Genomic DNA, 19,201 nt, shown 5'->3' on the forward strand with positions numbered 1-19,201 from the left:
GAGGGTGAAACGACATCATTTAATTTATTTTGTTTTATATACAATTGGTTATATGAGGTTGGCGCTATTTTTCTGAAAAATACCAGGGATCTTTCGATCCCCGGCAGGAGGCGTCAGGCCACGGGGCCGAGCTGATAAGTGTAACCGTCTTCACTGGGAACGAATGCCAGGCGATGGGTAATACAGTCCGGGGCATCTTCCGCATGGTGCGAGACAAACAGCAGCTGCGTGGCGCCTTCGCCAATCAGGACGTCGACAAAGCGGCGTACCAGCTGGCGATTGAGGGGATCCAGCCCCTGCAGAGGTTCATCGAGGATCAGCAGGGTTGGATGCTTGACCAGCGCGCGAACGATAAGCGCCAGCCGCTGCTGGCCCCACGACAGGCTGTGAAACGGCGCGTCGGCGGTGCGCTTATCGATGCCGAGAATATCCAGCCATTGCTGCACCAGCTTATGCTGTTTATCGGACACCGCCTGATAAATGCCGATCGAGTCAAAATAGCCCGACAGAATAACGTTGCGGACGTTGGTGCTGACCCGGTAGTCCAGATGCAGGCTGCTGCTGACGTAGCCGATATGCTTTTTAATATCCCAGATGGTCTCGCCGCTGCCGCGGCGGCGGCCAAAGAGGGTGAGATCGTTGCTGTAGCCCTGCGGATGATCGCCGGTGATAAGGCTCAGCAGCGTGGATTTACCGGCGCCGTTGGGGCCGACGATCTGCCAGTGTTCGCCCGGGCTCACGGTCCATGAGAGATGGTTGATGACCGGACGATCGTTGTAGGAGACCACGCCGTCATTGAGCACGATACGCGGCGCCGAGTCTGCCAGCGCATGACGGGCTGGTGGTACATCTGGCTCAGGCAAGGTGATGCCGTCCAGTTTTTCACTGTGCGCCAGCTGAGCGACCAGCGCCTGCTGCAGAAGAGCGCGCTTCTCGCCGGTCTCGCTGAGGAGGCAATCAGCCAGCACGCCGGCGTATTGCACAAACTCCGGGATCTCATCGAAGCGGTTGAGCACCAGCACCAGGGTGAGGCCGGCGCGATGCAGGTCGGCCAGCAGCGCGGCCAACTGCTGGCGGGAGTTGACGTCGAGGCCGTCGAAAGGCTCGTCGAGGATCAGCAGTTGCGGATCGCTCATCAGGGCCTGGCACAGCAGGGTCTTACGCGTTTCGCCAGTGGATAGATACTTAAAGCGGCGGTCCAACAGGGCGCTGATGGCAAACTGTTCGGCAAGCTGCGCGCAGCGGGCAGGATCTTTCACCTCGTCCTGAATAATCTCCGCAGTGGTGCGGCCGGTATCTTCTTCTCCGGGGCTGAGCAGGTCGGTGTTATTGCGCTGCCACTCGTCGCTGACCAGCTTCTGCAGCTGTTCGAAGGAGAGGCGTGTTACGCGGGAGAAGTGGCTTTCGCGCTGACCGCTGAGCAGGGTCAGGTCGCCGGCCAGGGCTCGCGCGAGGGCGGATTTGCCGCTGCCGTTGCTGCCGACGAACGCCCAGCTTTCACCCGCCGCCACGCTCAGGTGGTCTATTTTTAAGGTTTTTGTATCGCTCAGGCGAAACGTGCCTTGCGAAATTTGCAATGATGACATGATGTATCCCATTTTTTGCAGCGATGTGCATCAGGGATACGACTTCAGGCGCGCAATGTCAATGGGGTCAGCATAACGTAGCGAGAATGATGCGATCGGCGTTGAAGTAAGCGATCGCCTCCGTCCCTTCCGTCAGGCCAGACGTCTGCGCCTGTGGCAGAGTGGCGCACAGGGTCTGACCGTCGGCCAGCGTCATCAGCACTTCGCACTGCCCGGAGCCGCATTCGATATGGCTGATACGACCCGACAGCTGGTTTTCGGCCTGGCGGGCCACCGCCGGGTCGAGGGTGATGCCGACCCAGGGCGCTTTCAACAGAACCAGCACCTCCTGGCCCTCATCGAGCCCCAGCTTTTCAGCGCTCTGGGCGGTAATGGCGACGTTCAGGCGGGTCTGACCGTCGGCCAGCAGCACCTCAACGTGCTGCTGCACCTGCTGGCGATCGCGGCCGGTAATGGTGCCGAACCACTGGTTGCGGGCGCTGGTCTGCAGGGAAAAGCGCGAGATGGCCGCCAGCAGGCTGTCCAGTGGCAGGGCGTCGTCATCGCTGAGCACATCAAACGCTTTCTGCTGGATCTGCGCCAGCAGATCGTACAGTTGGATCAGACGCTGCCCGTAGCGGGTCAGCACCGCGCCGCCGCCGCCTTTGCCGCCGGTGGCGCGATCCACCAGCGGCTGTTCGCTGAGCTGGTTCATCTCGTTGATGGCATCCCACGCGCTTTTATAGCTGATGCCCGCGTGCTTCGCCCCCTGGCTTATCGAGCCGGTCTGGTCAATCTGTTTGAGCAGGGCGATCCGCCGGGGGTCGGCAAACAGGCGCTGCTGTAGCTTAAGGGTGAGAAGAATTTCAGCCTGCATAATCGTTTCCTGACAAAAAAGCGTATTGTGACCGATAGTCACCCAGTTGCAAAACCTCTGTGCGCGGTTTTGTCATTACCCACCGCACAAATGGGGCGTGTTTTTTCGGCTGAAACCGTTACAATCAGCAAATCATACTATCTGGAGTGAACCATGTTAGAGCTTTTGAAAAGTCTGGTTTTTGCGGTCATCATGGTACCGGTGGTGATGGCGGTCATCCTGGGATTGATTTACGGTCTTGGCGAAGTGTTCAACCTCTTCTCCGGCGTAGGCCACAAAGATCGCAGCCAGCAAAATCATTGATTTCCCGGCGCCCGGTTTAACCGGGCGCTGTGCTATTTCCCTCCTGTATCATTTCCCTTCGTTTTATTGTCCTGTGTCACTATAAAAATGCTCTGCATATCGTTATATTGTCGAATACATAACGCATTGACAGGAGATTCAGATGGCAGGTTCTTGGTTACGCGGGGTTATCGGGGTATCACTCACGCTGTGCGTCGCGGGTCAGGCGCTGGCGGCAGAGGGGAAAGTGACCGTTTTCGCCGCCGCATCGTTAACCAACGCGATGCAGGATATCGCCCAGGCGTATAAGAAAGAGAAAAACGTCGAGGTCGTCTCGTCGTTTGCCTCGTCGTCGACGCTGGCGCGGCAGATTGAAGCAGGCGCCCCGGCGGATCTGTTTATCTCCGCCGATCAAAAGTGGATGGACTACGCGGCTGACAAAAAGGCCATCGATCCGGCGACCCGCGCCACCCTGCTTGGCAACAGCCTGGTGGTGGTGGCGCCGAAAGCCAGCGCGCAGGGTGCGATTACCATTGATGAGAAAACCGACTGGACCAGCCTGCTGAAAGGGGGCCGTCTGGCGGTGGGCGATCCGCAGCACGTTCCGGCAGGGATCTACGCCAAAGAAGCGCTGCAGAAACTGGGCGCCTGGGAGACCCTGTCGCCGAAGCTTGCGCCGGCGGAAGACGTGCGCGGCGCGCTGGCGCTGGTGGAGCGTAGCGAAGCGCCGTTGGGCATCGTCTACGGATCGGATGCCGTGGCCAGCAAAGGGGTGAAAGTGGTGGGCACCTTCCCGGAGGCGTCGCATCAGAAAGTCGAATACCCGCTGGCGATTGTCGATGGCCACCGCAATGCGGCCGTGAGCGCTTTCTATGACTACCTGAAAGGGCCTGAAGCGTCCGCGATTTTCCAACGTTACGGATTTACCACCCGCTGATGTTTCTGAGCGAACCCGAATGGCAGGCGGTGCTGCTGAGCCTGAAAGTCTCCTCCCTGGCGGTGGCCTTGAGCCTGCCCTTTGGCATCTTTTTTTCCTGGCTGCTGGTCAGGCGCACCTTCCCCGGCAAGGCGCTGCTCGACAGCCTTCTCCATCTGCCGCTGGTGCTGCCGCCGGTGGTGGTGGGATATCTGCTGCTGGTGGCCATGGGGCGGCGCGGGTTTATTGGCAGCTGGCTGTATGACTGGTTCGGCATCAGCTTTGCCTTCAGCTGGCGCGGGGCGGTGCTGGCGGCGGCGGTGATGTCTTTCCCGCTGATGGTGCGCGCCATCCGCCTGGCGCTGGAGGGGGTGGACATCAAACTGGAGCAGGCGGCGAGAACCCTCGGGGCCAGCCGCTGGCGGGTATTTTTCACCATTACGCTGCCGCTGACTCTGCCGGGAATTATTGTTGGCACGGTGCTGGCCTTCGCCCGCTCGTTAGGGGAATTTGGCGCGACCATCACCTTCGTCTCCAATATTCCCGGCGAAACGCGTACCCTGCCTTCGGCGATGTACACCCTGATCCAGACTCCGGGCGGGGAGGGGGCGGCGGCTCGCCTGTGCCTCATCGCTATCGGCCTGGCGCTGGTCTCGCTCTTGATATCAGAATGGCTGGCCCGCGTGAGCCGCCAGCGCATAGGAGGATAATGATGCTGGAGCTGGACTTTACCCAGACCCTCGGCAGCCACTGTCTGCAGATCCGTGAAACGCTGCCCAGCAGCGGGATCACCGCCATCTTTGGCGTCTCCGGCGCCGGGAAAACGTCGTTGATCAACGCTATCAGCGGCCTGACCCGGCCGCAGGCGGGGCGGATCGTGCTCAACGGCAGGGTGCTGAACGACACCGCGCAGCGTATCTGCCTGGCGCCGGAGCAGCGGCGGATCGGCTATGTCTTTCAGGATGCGCGCCTGTTTCCCCACTATAAAGTGCGCGGCAATCTACAGTACGGCATGGCGAAATCCATGGTCAGCCAGTTCGATAAGCTGGTGGAGCTGCTGGGGATCGCTCCCTTGCTGGATCGCCTGCCTGGCCGGTTATCCGGCGGCGAAAAGCAGCGTGTAGCCATCGGCCGCGCTTTGCTGACCGCGCCGGAGCTGCTGCTGCTGGACGAGCCGCTGGCCTCGCTGGATATTCCGCGCAAACGCGAACTGTTGCCCTATTTGCAGCGACTGGCGCAGGAGATCCATATTCCGATGCTTTACGTCAGCCACTCGCTGGACGAGATCCAGCATCTGGCCGATCGCGTGCTGGTGCTGGAGGCCGGTAAGGTGAAGGCTTTCGGTCCGCTGGAGGAGGTCTGGAGCAGCAGCGTGATGCACCCCTGGCTGCCGGCGGAACAGCAGAGTACGATCCTCAGCGCCACCATCGCCGCGCAGCATCCGCAGTACGCGATGACCGCGCTGACGCTGGGGGATCAAATGCTGTGGGTCAACCGGCTCGAACGTCCCGCAGGTGATACCGCGCGGATCCGCATTCAGGCGTCGGATGTTTCGCTGGTGCTGGCCCAGCCGTCCGCCACCAGCATCCGCAACATCTTGCGCGCCGAGGTGGTTCAGTGTCTGGAGGTCAACGGACAGATCGAGGTTCAGCTCAGGGTGAGCGGCCATCCTCTGTGGGCTCGAATCAGCCCGTGGGCGCGGGATGACCTGGCGATAGCGCCAGGCCAGCAGGTGTTTGCCCAGATCAAAAGCGTGTCGATCGCCGCCTGATCACAGCAGCTGACGGTAGATGAACTCGGCGATGCTGGCGGACTCATTGTCCCCGATGACCACGTTGGCGCGGGCTTTGACCTCGTCCACCGCATTGCCCATCGCCACCCCGGTGCCTGCTGCTTCCAGCATACTCAGATCGTTGTAGTTATCGCCGAAGGCCACCACATTCTGCATCGACAGCCCCTGGTCAGCGACCCACTGCGCCAGGCGTTTGCCTTTGCTGTTGCCGGCGCGGGCAATATCCACCTGGTCGTGCCACGACCATTCGCACGCCAGGCCCAGCGTCTCGCCGACCTCCTGCGCAAAGCGCTGCAGACGGGGAATGTCATCGTCGGTGAGGGCGAATTTCCATACCGCTTTGACCTCGCGGACCGCCTGCGCCAGCGAGTCGACCTGGCTGAAGACCGGGCGCTGATCCTCCGGTAGCGCCTGCGCCCAGTTGCGGGTGCGGATCACATGCCCGGTGGGCTGTTCGTAAAGCATCGCGTCATCCACATAGGCCAGACCGTGGATCTGCTGTTCGGCGAGCATGGCGGTGAGGCTTACCGCGTGTTCCACCGACATAGGATCGGCCGCCAAAACCTTTTTTGCGTGATAATCATACAAATAAGTGCCATTACAACAAATTGCAGGTGTATCGAGGGCCAGTGCCTGATAAAAAGGATGAATAGCGACGTGATGACGTCCGGTAACGACGATCACCTGGTAGCCCGCCTCTCTGGCGCGGGCCAGCGCTTCCAGCGAAGCGGGCAGGATGGTTTTTTTGCTGGTAAGCAGGGTGCCGTCTAAATCCAGGGCAATCACGCGTGTTGTCATGTGTTATTTCCGGTTGATGTTGAAAAGTACCTGGCCATGATGGTACACCGCCGTGGCGTCAGGACCAATTTTTCCACATCTGCCGTGAATGTCTGTATGCCCTTTGTGCCGCCTTCCGTCGGTAATTCGGTCGGCGATGCGAGTATCATGGGCGGATGTCTTATAATTTTCAGGGTGCTGTTATCCTGAAAATGAAAAATCCACGTGCAGTGAGGGAAGGAGTAGTCATGAAACAAACCGTTTATACCGCCAGCCCGGAAAGCCAACAAATCCACGTCTGGAGTCTTGAAGCGGACGGCAAACTGACGCTGGTGCAGGTGGTTGATGCCCCGGGTCAGGTCCAGCCGATGGTGGTCAGTCCCAATAAGGAGTATCTGTACGTTGGCGTTCGTCCGGAGTTTCGCGTGTTAGCTTATCGCATCACGCCGGATAACGGGGCGTTGACCTTTGCGGGGGAAGCGGCGCTGCCGGGCAGCCCGACCCACATTTCTACCGATCATCATGGCCGCTTTGTCTTCAGCGCCTCCTACAATCAGGGCTGCGTCAGCGTGACCCCGCTGCAGGATGGCCTGCCGGGTGAAACTATCACCGTGGTGGAAGGGCTGGAAGGCTGCCACTCGGCCAATATCTCCCCTGACAACCGTACCCTGTGGGTGCCGGCGCTGAAGCAGGATCGCATCTGCCTGTTTACCCTCAGCGAAGATGGTTTCCTCTCCGCCCAGGAGCCAGCGGAAGTCACCACCGTCGAGGGGGCGGGTCCGCGCCACATGGTGTTCCATCCGAATCAGCAGTATGGTTACTGCGTCAATGAGCTGAACAGCTCAATTGACGTTTGGGAGCTGAAAGACCCGAATGGCAACATCGAATGTGTACAAACTCTGGATATGATGCCGCCTGATTTCACCGGCGTGCGCTGGGCGGCGGATATTCATATCACTCCGGACGGGCGTCATTTGTACGCCTGCGATCGTACCGCCAGCATCATCACGGTGTTCAGCGTGTCGGAAGATGGTAGCGTGCTGGCGGTGGAAGGCTATCAGCCGACCGAGACCCAGCCGCGCGGCTTTAACCTCGATCACAGCGGTAAGTATCTGATTGCCGCCGGGCAGAAGTCGCACCATATCGCGGTGTACGAAATTACCGGCGAGCAGGGGCTGCTGCAGGAGAAAGGCCGCTATGCGGTCGGGCAGGGACCGATGTGGGTGGTGGTCAACGCTCACTGATCCGTCAGGCGGTAAAAGAAAAAACCTCGCGTGAGCGAGGTTTTTTTGATCAGAGCGGACAGGCTCTGTAGGGAAGGTGTTGCCCTGGTAGACCTGAAGCGTGATGGCTTTAGATATCGTCCATGGTGTAGCCGACGACAATCTCCAGCGTTTTACGGATCACGTCTGCGGTCACCACGTCATCGGTGCTTTCCAGCGCCTGAATCAACCATAAAATAATGGCCTTATTGTTCAAGTGACCCTCGGACTGGAGAATACTGTTGATGGCCAGCGACATCACGGCGGACTCATCAACCAGCTTATCACCGGCGTTACGGAAATAGTCGGAGAGCGCGGTGTCCTGCAGTCCTGCGTAAATATCGGGTTGCTGATGCATAGTCTGTCTCATCACATTCTCACTCTGTGTTATTCACCATGGTTGGGAGACTCAGTGGATCTTTTTACCTTCCAGCGCCATGGCGCTTTGTGTCGGCGAACCTCGGGTTTCCCAACGGCCATTGATTTTCTTTACCTGCAAAGGCGCTTGCTTGCGCTGAAGGGCAAGCTTCGTGCAAATTTCTTCGATCACAGCAGCGATGACCTTTCTTCGCTGTCGGTCTGACTCTGTCGCCTGCATCAACCGAAGTCGAACCAGCAGGGTCGGGGTGGTAATCGGGCGATTCGTTTTCAGAAGCGCGAGCACCGCCTCGCCGATGATCTCATCGGTGATTTCCTCAGTTTCACTGCTATTCATAACCGTCTCTCTGCATGCCACTCTCTCCCTGAACCTGCGAACGGGCATTCAGGTCAGCAGCAGGTTTGTGGATGCGATCGCCCCTCATCTGCTACTGCGGCGCAACAGGCGACGATCGATGACGTTATTCCTGACCGGCAAACAGCAGACCAATTAAGGTCTGATAGTGACTCTCTTCCTCTGGGGCACGGGCGCGGTCGAGGCGGCTCAACAGTTTGGTGCACAGCGCTTTGCGGTTGAGATGACGCCCTTCGTTGAGAATATCCATCACAATCTGACCCAGCGTTTCCTGCTGGGAAGGTAACGATGCTTTGTTGAAATACTGGGCAATTGCGTTCGCTGTATCTGGAATGTAACCATTCTGCTGCATATGTGCTCCTTTCATTTCATTCATCTGTTAACTGTCATTAAACTTATACAATAATTATTAACCTGTACACACAAAGTTGCACAGAAATGATTCAAAAAATGTTAAGATTCTGATTTATATTAAGTTAATTTTTTTGTGTTTGGCGAGATTCTGGTTTGTAAAGGTAGGGGTTAGCGTTGCATGTTGTACAAGAAAAGAAAAATGCAAAAGCCTTGCACAAAACATGGATTTTTAGTGTATCTTTTTTGTTAAGACAAAACCTAGTTTTACAAGACGATTAGCCTGATAACTGCTACTGTGAATGCTTATCCCTCCCATCTGGAATCACTATGCTAACCACCATCATTTATCGCAGCCATATTTGCGACAATGTCTCATTCAAATCGATCGAGGCCATGGTTGCCAGGGCAAACGAGAGAAATGGGCAGGCGGATGTCACCGGTATTTTACTTTTTAACGGGACGCATTTTTTTCAACTCATTGAGGGGCCTGAAGAAAAGGTTCGGGATATTTATCAGCATATTTGCCGCGATCCCCGCCACTATAACCTGGTGGAGCTTCTGTGCGACTATGCGCCGTCCCGCCGTTTCGGTAATGTCGGCATGGAACTGTTTGATTTACGCGAACATGATCGCGAGGAAGTGCTGCAGACGGTGATGGACCGCGGGACCTCAAAATATCAGCTCACCTATGACGACCGGGCACTGCAATTTTTCCGTACCTTCGTCGAATCAACGGAAAAAGCGAACTATTTTGAGATTCCTTCCGCTGACAGCTGGGTATTTATCCCCGATCAGAATACTTTCTATCCTGATACCCCGATAAGTGATAATAATGAAAGCTGGTCCTTTGCCTTCCAGCCGATCGTCGACCCTTTCGCCTGCGAAATTATTTCGTGGGAAGCGCTGTTACGCGCACCGGACGGCCAGTCGCCTGGCGCCTATTTTGCCGGGCTTTCCGGTGACGACATTTATCTCGCCGATCTGCACAGTAAACGGGTGGCGCTGTCGCTGGCGGGGAAATTAGGGTTACGTAATAAGGCGTTAAGTATTAATCTACTGCCGATGACGCTGGTTAAAGCGCCGAACGCGGTGGGTTTCCTGCTCGATCAAATTCAGCGTAATGATCTTATTCCTGAGCAGATTATTGTCGAGTTTACCGAGCGGGAAGTGATTTCGCGGATGGATGATTTTACCGATGCGGTGCGAAAGCTAAAGGGGGCAGGCATCAATCTCGCCATCGACCACTTCGGCGCCGGGTTTGCCGGGCTGTCACTGCTGGCGCAATACCAGCCCGACAGAATTAAAATCGACCATGAGCTGATCCGCAATATCCACCAGGATGGGCCGCGCCAGTCGATTGTACAGGCGATTATCAAATGCTGTTTTTCACTGGAGATTGCGGTCTCAGCCGTCGGCGTTGAGCGCGCTGAAGAGTGGATGTGGCTGGAATCAGCCGGTATTTCGCAGTTTCAAGGGAATTTGTTCGCCAGCGCGCGTCTGGGAGGCTTGCCTGCCGTCGCCTGGCCAGAGAAAAAATGATCCATCTCGAAATCAGCTAATTATTTTTTCATCTTTTTCCCAAGCGCTGTGAGCCACAACCTGATATCTTTATCTGTACAAGAAAATAGAGTTGTACAGGATGCCTGAATTCGTTAGTTTAGGTATTAAAGTATCAGATTGATGTGAGGCTGCTATGGCGTTTTACAGTATCGGTGAGGTAGCCGAACGTTGCGGAATCAATCCGGTCACACTGCGCGCCTGGCAGCGTCGTTACGGTCTACTGAAACCGCAGCGTAGCGAAGGTGGGCATCGACAATTTGATGAAGAAGATATCCTGCGCATTGAAGAGATCAAGCGCTGGATAGAGCGCGGTGTATCAGTAGGGAAAGTTAAAGCGCTGCTGGAGGATAACCTGCCGGCGGCGCGCGACGAATCCGCGCATCTTCAGGAAGAGATGATGTCCATTCTGCGTTATATGCAGCCTGCCAGAATCCGTGCCAAATTACTGGCACTAAGCCATCAACACCCCGTCGACACGCTCATCGACAGCCTGTTAGTGCCGGTACGTCAGCGTCTGAAGCTCGATCAGAATACCTCGCTGGTGATTAGCAGTATGCTGGATGGTCTGTTGATTGACTGCGTGGCGCTGTTTCTTGCCGAAGCGCGTAAGAAGAACGGCAGGGAGACGCTGCTGGTGGGCTGGAGCAATGAGGACAGGACCCGTCTGTGGCTGGAGGCATGGCGTCTTTCCCAGCGTGGCTGGCACGTCAACGTCCTCGCTGAACCGCTGGAGTCGCCGCGGCCCGAGCTGTTTCCCGGCCAGCACATCTTCGTCTGGACCGGACGCGCTGCCACCCCTCTGCAGGAAGAGCTGCTCAGCCACTGGCAAGAGCAGGGCTTCAGCATCCATTTTCACGGTAATAATTAATCGCCCCGATCCGCAAAGCAGACCGGGGCTAACGCGCCGGGTTACAGGTGGATCTGGCTCCAGGATTTAAAGGTTTCGCTGCGGCTGATATTAAAAAAATCGGTCCTACCGCTACAGCCGAGCTTTTTAATCAGATTCAGCCGGATCTGATAAATAGTTTTAATATGCAGATTCAGCGACCGGCCAATGCTGGCGACCGCTTCGCCATTGCTGATAAGTTGAATAACTTTCTTTTCCCGCTCGGTAAACTGCACCGAGGCGCCCGGCGCCGGGTGGGTTTTATAGTAGCGGGTGGGCTGGTGCAGAAATATCTTTAACTCTTCCGGCGTTGAATTGGCCGGTAAGCGCAGCATAGGCAGTTCACTCAGAAAATTAAGATCGTTGCCTTCGGTTAACAGAATAAATAACGTATCCCGACGGTTATAGTTGTGCTGCAGTACTGCGAAATAATTGTCGCTGGTAAAGAAAACATGTTTTTTGCGAAAGTAAGATGCCGGCAGACTATTCAGGATCAGCGACATCCCGTAGAGAAGAAAACGATTATCAAACCACAGATCGTAATGTTCAGTACGATAGCAGGTATTATGGTGTGACATTTTATTTGCCTCAGTTAGCCGATAGAGACCCAGGCGTGCCGGCACCGCAGGGTTGAGCCTGCTGCCAGCTCCGCGCGGTTAATTAATGATGAGGTTTGCTGGACAGCATATCCAGCGCCTGCAAATAGAGGTCGGAAAGTATTTCATTACTTTCCGTTTGCAGGCGATGCTGGATTTCCGTAATCATCCGCTCATTATTTATCGTTCTGTGCTGCTTAATGAGCGTATTTTCAATATTCTTCATCAGGGCCGAATTGAAGACAAACTCTGCTGGAATGGTATTTTTAATATGCATAGCTCGAACTCTCCCACGTATAACGCAAACTGACAATAAAAGTCGCTACGTACCATTGGTACGCGCTAAGTCACGAACAGGAAATGCAAAACCAGGAACCACCGCCTGACTTGCCGCGCCACTGTTAAACATCCCCGCTTCGTTGCGCAACAAGCAGTTAACACTCCAAAACTATAGACGGTGATTCTGCTATGTACAACTTTTTTCAGGACTATATGTACAACGGAACGACTTATTTTTGTATTTTGTATTAATCGATTGATTTTAAAGAATTTTGTTGTCTGCATTACTTGTACATAAAATCCGGTTTGTGCAAGATACCTTTGTAAAACTGGCGGGAAGAGGCTGACGATAATGAGAAGGTGATGTTTTGACCGGCGTGCTGGATGAAATAGCGCCGACGCAGGAAGGGGTACACAGCAACTCTGTCGTCGACAGGTGGCTTTCTTCCGCGTCGGACGCTGATCATAACGAAAAGCAGGTGAGGTTTTGTCTTTTTTTTGCACAATTAGGTAAAGGGAAACACATCGGTCATTTCGTTGTCGGTTTGCTCAGTTTGTTGGCGGATAAGGGGTGTGCTACGCTTTTTAATAACGATGTGGCGGTTGGGCATCGTTATCTTTCCCCCATTTCCCTCTCGGGCTTTTCCCCTTGTCCCGACGGATAAATATGGCAGAAGCTATCTGTCCATGGACAGGCCTTGAAGACTGAGGAGGGAAAATGCGCGGTAGAACCGTAATGCTCCTGGCCGGGTTAGCGACTCTCGCGCAGGCGAAAGAGATTAACCTCTATTCGATGAATACCGGTTCCTATGTTTACCATTTGACCAATAACCATGGGCAATATACTGAGAATTTCGAAAACCACTTTTTCTCAGTGGAACGTAAATTCTCAGAAGACTCGAAATACAGTCTGCTGATTGGCACTATGAATAATAGCTTCGACGATCGCTGCCTGGCGCTGGGCGTGAGAAGAGACTGGTACCACAACGGCAGCGGATGGACCTTCAAAGGCATTTACGGCTATACCGGCGAATTCTTCTTCGACGCCTTCGAGCATTGCGGCGATCATGGCTCCTATAAAGATTTTAAGGATGCCACCGGGATCGGCTTTTCACCTTATATTTACCATGCCATCCAGTACAACTTTACCGACTATTTCGCTCTTGAGAGTGGCATCATTATTCCCAGCGTGTTTGTGATCAGCATTCAGTGGAGCTTCCGCTAAATCGCCGCGTTGTCGGTTACAGGGTTATCACCTTCTTGAGCAGCGTACTGGAGAGCGCGGCAAGGGAAATGAGCACCGACAGGACAAACGTTAGCGCAATCACTCCCAGCTTGGTGGCTAACGAGTGTATAGGGATCAGCATCACCAGCAGGTGAAAAACGGAGTAGTGCAGAATATAGACCCCGGTCATCGCTTTGCTAACCGTCGCCAGCACCGCCTCCTTCAGCTCGCGGTTCTTTTTAAACTGCACGGCGTTAGCGGCGATCACCAGCAGGACGATCAGAATATAAATCTGCGACCCCGTGAGAATGAACGCATTGCGATCGGCTTTAAACAGCGCGAAGAAAAAGTGGCGCTCATAAAACCAGGTAAATAAATAGACAAAGGGCAGGGCGATAATCGACCCTTTAATGACCCGCGGGTCGCGTATCCACTCCGTGACTCGCGGATCGTTAAACAACTGCCCGGTTAAATAAAAAAGTAGCCATGTCCACAGACGATACTGCGGCGCCAGACTGAAAAGATGTCTTTCCGGATAGAGCACTGAGAGCAGGTCGTAACCATAAGAGCAGCACAGCAGCGTCAGGACCACGGTGAAAAACAGGCCGCGCCGCTGACTGAGCCAGGCAATCAGGGGATGGAAGGTATAGATGACGATCAGGGCGAAAATAAACCAGGGCTGGATCAGGTAGCCGCGCTGATAAGGCTCCCAGACATAATAGACCGTCATCCAAAACAGAAAGACGATCACCACGCTTTTAATTTTGCCAATTTGCCAGTTGGCGTCGTGGCGCGTCTGCGCATCAAGATAGCCGGCCACCACAAAAAACAGCGGCGTGGCGATGGTCGAGACGAAGGTCAGCAGCCCGAGGATCCAGTGATAATCATAATCAAAGCGATCCCAGGTGTTATAGATGGTGAAAAAAGTCACCGCTGTCATACAGCCGAGTGTCTTAATAATGCTCAGACCGGTACTGTTCATCGTTGAGGCGTCATATCCTTATGGTGAAAGCAGGCGTAAATCACCGGCAGAACCAGCAGCGTCAGCACGGTGGCGAAGGCCAGACCGAACATAATCACCACCGCCATACTCTGGAAAAAAACATCGCGCAGCAGCGGGGCAAGGCCAAGCACGGTGGTGAAGGCGGTCAGCAGGATTGGCCGCAGACGGGATGTTGCCGCATCAATGATCGCTTGTCGTTGATCTTTCTCTTGTTTTTGTTGCTCTATCTCTTCCACCAGCACAATGCCGTTGCGGATCAGCATGCCGCTGAGGCTGAGAAGGCCGATTAAAGCCATAAAGCCGAAGGGGATGCCGGTCAGCAAAAAGCCGGGCGTGACGCCGATCAGCGCCAGCGGGACGGTCAGCCAGATGGCGACGGCGTTTTTTAGCGAACTGAACATCAGTACCGTAATGATAAACATCACCAGATAGCCAAGCGGTAGGGTCGTGAACAGCCCTTGCTGCGCCTCACTGGAATTCTCCGCATCGCCGCCCCATTCGATACGGTAGCCATGCGGCAGCGTCAATGCGTCAATGCGTGGTTTCACCCGGGCGAGAATATCACCCGAGGTTTGGCCGCTTTGCGGACTGGGGTCGGTCTGGACCGTCAGCACCCGGGTGCGATCCCGGCGGAGAATCAATGGATCTTCCCACTCCAGTGAGAAGCCATGGATGACGTTACTCAACGGGATATACTGCTGGCGGCTCTGGCTCCAGACCAGCACGTTATTCAGGTGGTTGGCATCCTGTCGCTCCGTTGCCGGCGGCCGGACGATCACCGGCAGCAGATCGGCGCCCTCGCGATATAACCCGGCGCGACTGCCGGAGAAATTCATCTCCAGCGCATGATCAATGTCCTGTTTATCCACCCCCAGCTCGCGCCCCAGCGCCGGGGAGTACTGCGGGCGGATCACCTTGCTGCGGTTCTGCCAGTCGTTACGCACGCTGTCGGTGGCCGGATCTTCGGCGAGAATATCTCTCACCTGACTGGCCAGCGCGCGCAGCGTATCCGGGTCAGGGCCCTTAATGCGCACCTCAATTGCGCTATCCCCGGAGGGGCCGAACATAATGCGTTTAGTGCTGGCGTTCACCTGCGGGTAGTTTCTGGCGATCCAGGCTTCCACGTGGCGGGTGACGGGGGCGATGCCGCGCTGGTCGTCCATCCGCACCATAATTTGCGCGTAGTTGCTGTACTGCCGCTGGCCGCTGTAGGTAAGAATAAAACGCATACTGCCCTGGCCAATGGTGGCGACGGTGGTGACTACCCCCGGCTGGCCGGCGATCGACCGCTCAATATCGCGGGTCATCTGCTCGGTGGCGTTAATATCGGTACCGTAGGGGAGCCACAGGTCGACAAAGAAAATGGGCGTATTCGATGACGGAAAGAAATTCTGCCGAACGAAGGTGAAGCCCCAGATAGCCGCGGCCAGCAGGGCGCCCATCAGCACCAGGGTCACGGTCTTTTGCTGCAGCAGTATTCGCAGCGTCTGTTGATAGCCGCGATAAAAGCGGCCGCGGTATGGATCGGCTTTTTCCGCCGACGCGGCGGCCGACGGGGCGTGTTTAAACAACCACCACTTAATGAGTACCGGCGTGATGGTCAGGGCGGAGAACCAGCTTAGCATCAGCGAGATCAGCAGCACCTGGAACAGGGATTTGCAATACTCCCCGGTGGAGTCCTGCGAGAGGCCAATCGGCGCGAAGGCGAGGATGGCGATGATCGTGGCGCCGAGCAGCGGCAGGGCGGAGCGGCGGATCACATAGTTAATGGCGCCCAGCAGCGGCGAACCTTGCTGGCGGGCGATCAGCACCCCTTCGACAATAACGATGGCATTGTCCACCAGCATACTCAGGGCGATGATCAGCGCCCCGAGGGAGATCCGCTGTAACTCTATCCCCCAGATATACATGATAAGCAGGGTGCCGAGAACGTTGAGCGCCAGCGACAGGGCGATAATGATCCCGCTGCGCACCCCCATGAACACCAACAGCACGCCGACCACGATCGCAAGGGCCATCAGGAAGTTGGTAATAAAGCCATTGACCGAGTGGGCGACCTCTGCCGCTTGATCGTAAAAAATGGCGATGTCGATCCCCGCCGGTTTGTCGGCGGCCATCTGCTGGAGGCGGGCTTCAAGGGCGTGCCCGACGTCAATGACGTTGACGCCAGGAATAAAAGAGACCCCCATGGTCACCGCCTGGCGGCCGTTGGCATGATAGATACTGGACGGCGAATCGGTCAGCCCGCGCGACAGTGTGGCAATATCCCGCAGTCGGGTGGTGGCGCTGGCGCCGTGAGGGCTGACCAGCAGATCCCCCAGCTCATCGATGCTCTGAAACTCCCCGGTGGGGTGAAGGCGGATCGATTCGCTGCCAACGCGGATCTCTCCGGCGCTGGACACCACGTTGAGCCGGGTCAGGATAGCGGCGAGCTGGTTGAGCGTGATCCCGCGCGCCGCCATCTTCGCCAGCGAGATATCAACATTGATCTGTTGCGGAATGACGCCGCCGATAGCGACTTTACCGACCCCAGGAACCAGCACCAGCTCCCGACGCAGCTGTTCGGCATAGCGCACCAGTTCGGGGTTGGTAAAACTGTCGCCCGAGATGGCGAAGAAAAAGCCAAACACATCGCCAAAGTCGTCATTGACGAAGGGGGTCACGACGCCAGGCGGGAAAAGTCGGCTGGCGTCACCGACGCGGCGACGTAGCTCATCCCAGATTTGCGGCAGCTCGCTGGAATGGTACTGCGAAGCGATATTCACCGTAATTTGCGATAAGCCATTTGAGGAGATGGAGCTGACGTTATCCAGTGAGGGAAGCTGCTGAATCGCATTTTCCAGCGGCAGGGTCACCTCCTCCTCCACCTGCTGAGCGGACGCGCCAGGGTAGTGGGTGACGATCACCGCCGTTTTAATGGTGAAGGCCGGATCTTCCAGACGGCCGATATTGAGCAGGGCGAACAGACCCCCCACCCCCAGCAGCAGAATGGCTAACCAGACGCGGGTCGGGTTATTAATAAACTGACGGGAAATGTCCATTTATAATCCTCGTTCACGCGTCCAGATCCGCACCGGCTGCCCGGCATGCAGCTCGCTCACGCCCGCCGCGACCACCTGCTCACCCGCGTGGAGACCGTCGGTGATAGTCACTCCCTGCGCGGTCACCTCGCCGACGGTGACTTTGCGCTCTTCAAGAAACCGATGCGCATTGTCGCCTTTCACCACCCAGACGATGGGTTCATTCTTCGGCCGGTTATCCGGGTTAAACACCGCCTCCACTGGCACCACGAGGGTTTCCCTTCCGGCGCTGGCCGGTAAATTGCCGAGGTTGACCGTCACGGTGCCGCTAACCCCGCCGACGGTGGGAAAATCATCCGGCCGCGGCATGGTTAAAATGATCTGCCAGGTGAGGGTGCTGTTATCGCTGCTGCCGGTATGCTCTTTGTATTCCGCCGTAAATTCGCGGCCCGGCAGGGTATTGATCCTGACGACGGGACGGTAGGCGGTATTACGGATATCCAGGGAGGTGAACAGATTTTCGGGAATGCTGAAGACTACATCCAGCAGGTCGGTCCGCGTCAGGGTGATCACCGGCTGGCCGGCGGCGACCACCTGATGGTTGCGGATATGCACGCCGGCGGCAATCCCGCCGAAGGGCGCGGTGAGGCTCATTTGCGCCAGCTCTTCACGGGCGATTTTTAAGGCCGCGTTGGCGGCATCGCGATTGGCGCGCTGCACGTCCATTTCCGCCTGGGAGATGGCCTGACGTCCCGCCAGGGTCTGGAAGCGGTCGAACTGACGCTGGGCGAGGGTGGCCGCCGTTTGTCGTTCATTGACCCGCTGTTGGGCCTCGCGGGCATTCAGGCGCGCCAGCGTTTGTCCCTGGGCGATGGTCGCCCCCTGGCGAATATCCAGCGATTCCACCTGGCCCCCCCGCTTAAACGACAGCTCGGTGGAGTCGCCAGACTCGATACGTGCCGGAAACGTTCGCTGCTGGGTATTGCCCACGGCGGTCACCTGCGCCACCTTGACCATGCGCGGGGCGGACTCGACGGACGGCGATTTCTGATCGCAAGCGGTTGTCAATAAAATAACAACCGGGATGAGAGAAAAATAACGGTTCACAGTATTCCCCTCAGATTCAGGATTTATTTTACATTTTTATTACGCGGCGCACGCTTATTCGGCGAGGGCGGCGACAACCAGATAGGTGAATAGTCCCACCAGCGTGCAGGCGACAATCGCCAACGCGACAAAGAATCCCAGACGTAACAGGCTATAACCAAACATGATTTTCTCCCTTAACACCCACCCTAACCGCGAATGTCATTTAATTCGGCCCTCGCTGTGACCACTGGACATTCGGAGCGGCACTCCTGCTTGTAATCAGCATAGTCGGAGAAAAGGTGAAGTGTTAAAAAAGTGAATACCCCGAGCGTTGGCGGCATCGTTGGGGAAAGGGCAGGAGATTCGCAGGAGATAAGAGCTTTTTATAATATTTTTCAGTCTATTAATCCGTCATTTTCTAATGTTAATTTTCCTGTGCTACGTTTAATAACATCTATTCCGCTCGCCGCTTCTGTTGTTGAGATTTCGTTCCTCCCCAAGTATGGGGTTATTCATCACTACGCATTGTATTGGTAATAAAAGGATTATCTCATGTATAAAAATATCGTTGTTCCCGTTGACGTTTTTGATGCAGGCCTGGCCGACAAAGCGCTCTCTCATGCAAAATTCCTTGCCCAACATTCTGCCGGGCAAATTCATCTTGTCCATGTCATTCCGGCATTCTCTCCGGTGTTAACGCGTGGATTTATCTCTGATGCCCGAAAGATGGAAGACCATTTGATTACTACCGCTAAGGAAAAACTGACCGAGCTGGTCAAAAAAAATGGCCTGGCGGAAGACGCCAGCCATCTTTATGTGCGCAGTGGCAATGTTCGCGATCAAGTGATCGCCCTGGCCGATGAGCTAAAAGCGGACGTAGTGATTGTCGGTTCACGCAATCCGGGGATCCAGACTCACCTGCTGGGCTCGGAAGCGGCCAATATCGTGCGCTATGCCCATGTACCGGTTTTCGTTGTGCGCTGAT

21 protein-coding genes are annotated in these 19,201 nt (G+C 55.9%); 10 read left to right on the forward strand and 11 right to left on the reverse strand.

All coding sequences use genetic code 11. From position 1 onward, the window contains the following. Positions 1 to 113: 113 nt before the first annotated feature. Together modF and modE are read right to left on the reverse strand one after the other, a co-directional pair. Positions 114 to 1,586 carry a molybdate ABC transporter ATP-binding protein ModF gene (gene modF, locus ACQUTP_RS10875; RefSeq protein ID WP_032455736.1) on the reverse strand — a complete coding sequence of 491 codons (1,473 nt, stop codon included), beginning with the start codon at positions 1,584 to 1,586 and terminating at the stop codon, positions 114 to 116. A gap of 67 nt (positions 1,587 to 1,653) precedes the next feature. Further along, entirely contained in the window at positions 1,654 to 2,442 is a 789-nt protein-coding gene (gene modE / locus ACQUTP_RS10880) for a molybdenum-dependent transcriptional regulator (RefSeq protein WP_004886029.1), read from the reverse strand. Between the two features lie 153 nt (positions 2,443 to 2,595). Between modE and ACQUTP_RS10885 the strand changes: the two genes are divergently transcribed. The 4 genes from ACQUTP_RS10885 to modC all read left to right on the forward strand — a co-directional run bounded on the left by ACQUTP_RS10885 (position 2,596) and on the right by modC (position 5,411). Next, positions 2,596 to 2,745: an AcrZ family multidrug efflux pump-associated protein gene (locus ACQUTP_RS10885; RefSeq protein ID WP_002895156.1), complete on the forward strand. Its 150-nt coding sequence runs from the start codon at positions 2,596 to 2,598 to the stop codon at positions 2,743 to 2,745. A gap of 142 nt (positions 2,746 to 2,887) precedes the next feature. Continuing rightward, positions 2,888 to 3,661 (forward strand): molybdate ABC transporter substrate-binding protein, encoded by a 774-nt coding sequence (modA, locus tag ACQUTP_RS10890; RefSeq protein ID WP_004886031.1) that lies wholly within the window; start codon positions 2,888 to 2,890, stop codon positions 3,659 to 3,661. Next, positions 3,661 to 4,350, forward strand: a complete 690-nt coding sequence (modB, locus tag ACQUTP_RS10895; RefSeq protein WP_004886033.1) for a molybdate ABC transporter permease subunit — start codon at positions 3,661 to 3,663, stop codon at positions 4,348 to 4,350. The genes modA and modB overlap by 1 nt, the downstream gene beginning before the upstream one ends. A 2-nt stretch (positions 4,351 to 4,352) precedes the next feature. Next, positions 4,353 to 5,411, forward strand: a complete 1,059-nt coding sequence (gene modC, locus ACQUTP_RS10900) for a molybdenum ABC transporter ATP-binding protein ModC (RefSeq protein WP_004886036.1) — start codon at positions 4,353 to 4,355, stop codon at positions 5,409 to 5,411. On the opposite strand, the gene ACQUTP_RS10905 is transcribed toward modC, so the two are convergent. Continuing rightward, positions 5,412 to 6,230, reverse strand: coding sequence for a pyridoxal phosphatase (locus ACQUTP_RS10905; RefSeq protein WP_004886041.1), 819 nt, complete (start codon positions 6,228 to 6,230; stop codon positions 5,412 to 5,414). Positions 6,231 to 6,457: 227 nt separating this feature from the next. On the opposite strand from ACQUTP_RS10905, the gene pgl reads away from it, so the two are divergent. Then, entirely contained in the window at positions 6,458 to 7,453 is a 996-nt protein-coding gene (gene pgl / locus ACQUTP_RS10910) for a 6-phosphogluconolactonase (RefSeq protein ID WP_004886043.1), read from the forward strand. Positions 7,454 to 7,562: 109 nt separating this feature from the next. Here the strand turns inward: pgl and ACQUTP_RS10915 are convergent, their stop codons facing one another. The 3 genes from ACQUTP_RS10915 to ycgZ form a co-directional block, all read right to left on the reverse strand. Continuing rightward, the gene (locus ACQUTP_RS10915) at positions 7,563 to 7,829 is read right to left on the reverse strand and encodes a biofilm development regulator YmgB/AriR family protein (protein ID WP_004886050.1); all 267 of its coding nucleotides are present in this window, start codon (positions 7,827 to 7,829) and stop codon (positions 7,563 to 7,565) included. Positions 7,830 to 7,880: 51 nt separating this feature from the next. After that, positions 7,881 to 8,186 (reverse strand): hypothetical protein, encoded by a 306-nt coding sequence (locus ACQUTP_RS10920; protein WP_285755673.1) that lies wholly within the window; start codon positions 8,184 to 8,186, stop codon positions 7,881 to 7,883. Between the two features lie 124 nt (positions 8,187 to 8,310). Continuing rightward, positions 8,311 to 8,556, reverse strand: a complete 246-nt coding sequence (ycgZ, locus tag ACQUTP_RS10925) for a regulatory protein YcgZ (protein ID WP_004151693.1) — start codon at positions 8,554 to 8,556, stop codon at positions 8,311 to 8,313. Positions 8,557 to 8,885: 329 nt separating this feature from the next. On the opposite strand from ycgZ, the gene ACQUTP_RS10930 reads away from it, so the two are divergent. Together ACQUTP_RS10930 and ACQUTP_RS10935 are read left to right on the forward strand one after the other, a co-directional pair. After that, positions 8,886 to 10,097: a diguanylate phosphodiesterase gene (locus ACQUTP_RS10930; protein ID WP_032455737.1), complete on the forward strand. Its 1,212-nt coding sequence runs from the start codon at positions 8,886 to 8,888 to the stop codon at positions 10,095 to 10,097. 154 nt (positions 10,098 to 10,251) lie between these two features. Further along, entirely contained in the window at positions 10,252 to 10,986 is a 735-nt protein-coding gene (locus ACQUTP_RS10935) for a MerR family transcriptional regulator (RefSeq protein ID WP_004886056.1), read from the forward strand. 41 nt (positions 10,987 to 11,027) lie between these two features. On the opposite strand, the gene ACQUTP_RS10940 is transcribed toward ACQUTP_RS10935, so the two are convergent. Further along, on the reverse strand, positions 11,028 to 11,582 hold the full coding sequence (locus tag ACQUTP_RS10940; RefSeq protein WP_017899620.1) for a helix-turn-helix transcriptional regulator: 555 nt from the start codon (positions 11,580 to 11,582) through the stop codon (positions 11,028 to 11,030). Positions 11,583 to 11,664: 82 nt separating this feature from the next. After that, a complete protein-coding gene (locus ACQUTP_RS10945) occupies positions 11,665 to 11,877 on the reverse strand; it encodes a biofilm development regulator YmgB/AriR family protein (protein ID WP_004886058.1) in 213 nt (70 codons plus the stop codon). 370 nt (positions 11,878 to 12,247) lie between these two features. On the opposite strand from ACQUTP_RS10945, the gene ACQUTP_RS10950 reads away from it, so the two are divergent. Together ACQUTP_RS10950 and ACQUTP_RS10955 are read left to right on the forward strand one after the other, a co-directional pair. Further along, on the forward strand, positions 12,248 to 12,544 hold the full coding sequence (locus tag ACQUTP_RS10950; RefSeq protein ID WP_162492928.1) for a hypothetical protein: 297 nt from the start codon (positions 12,248 to 12,250) through the stop codon (positions 12,542 to 12,544). Positions 12,545 to 12,597: 53 nt separating this feature from the next. After that, positions 12,598 to 13,104: a hypothetical protein gene (locus ACQUTP_RS10955; protein WP_017899621.1), complete on the forward strand. Its 507-nt coding sequence runs from the start codon at positions 12,598 to 12,600 to the stop codon at positions 13,102 to 13,104. A 16-nt stretch (positions 13,105 to 13,120) separates the two neighbouring features. Here the strand turns inward: ACQUTP_RS10955 and ACQUTP_RS10960 are convergent, their stop codons facing one another. From ACQUTP_RS10960 to ACQUTP_RS10970, 3 genes are read right to left on the reverse strand one after another with little or no spacing between them, the layout of a single operon-like run. After that, positions 13,121 to 14,044 carry an acyltransferase gene (locus tag ACQUTP_RS10960; protein ID WP_074186554.1) on the reverse strand — a complete coding sequence of 308 codons (924 nt, stop codon included), beginning with the start codon at positions 14,042 to 14,044 and terminating at the stop codon, positions 13,121 to 13,123. Between the two features lie 38 nt (positions 14,045 to 14,082). Further along, positions 14,083 to 17,148 (reverse strand): efflux RND transporter permease subunit, encoded by a 3,066-nt coding sequence (locus tag ACQUTP_RS10965; RefSeq protein WP_285755674.1) that lies wholly within the window; start codon positions 17,146 to 17,148, stop codon positions 14,083 to 14,085. Next, the gene (locus ACQUTP_RS10970; protein WP_004886070.1) at positions 17,149 to 18,234 is read right to left on the reverse strand and encodes an efflux RND transporter periplasmic adaptor subunit; all 1,086 of its coding nucleotides are present in this window, start codon (positions 18,232 to 18,234) and stop codon (positions 17,149 to 17,151) included. Positions 18,235 to 18,768: 534 nt separating this feature from the next. On the opposite strand from ACQUTP_RS10970, the gene ACQUTP_RS10975 reads away from it, so the two are divergent. Continuing rightward, positions 18,769 to 19,200 carry a universal stress protein gene (locus ACQUTP_RS10975; RefSeq protein ID WP_004886076.1) on the forward strand — a complete coding sequence of 144 codons (432 nt, stop codon included), beginning with the start codon at positions 18,769 to 18,771 and terminating at the stop codon, positions 19,198 to 19,200. Position 19,201: the final 1 nt, after the last annotated feature.

This window comes from Klebsiella sp. 2-CIP_Kleb. (assembly GCF_050378715.1).
Lineage (GTDB): Bacteria > Pseudomonadota > Gammaproteobacteria > Enterobacterales > Enterobacteriaceae > Klebsiella > Klebsiella quasipneumoniae.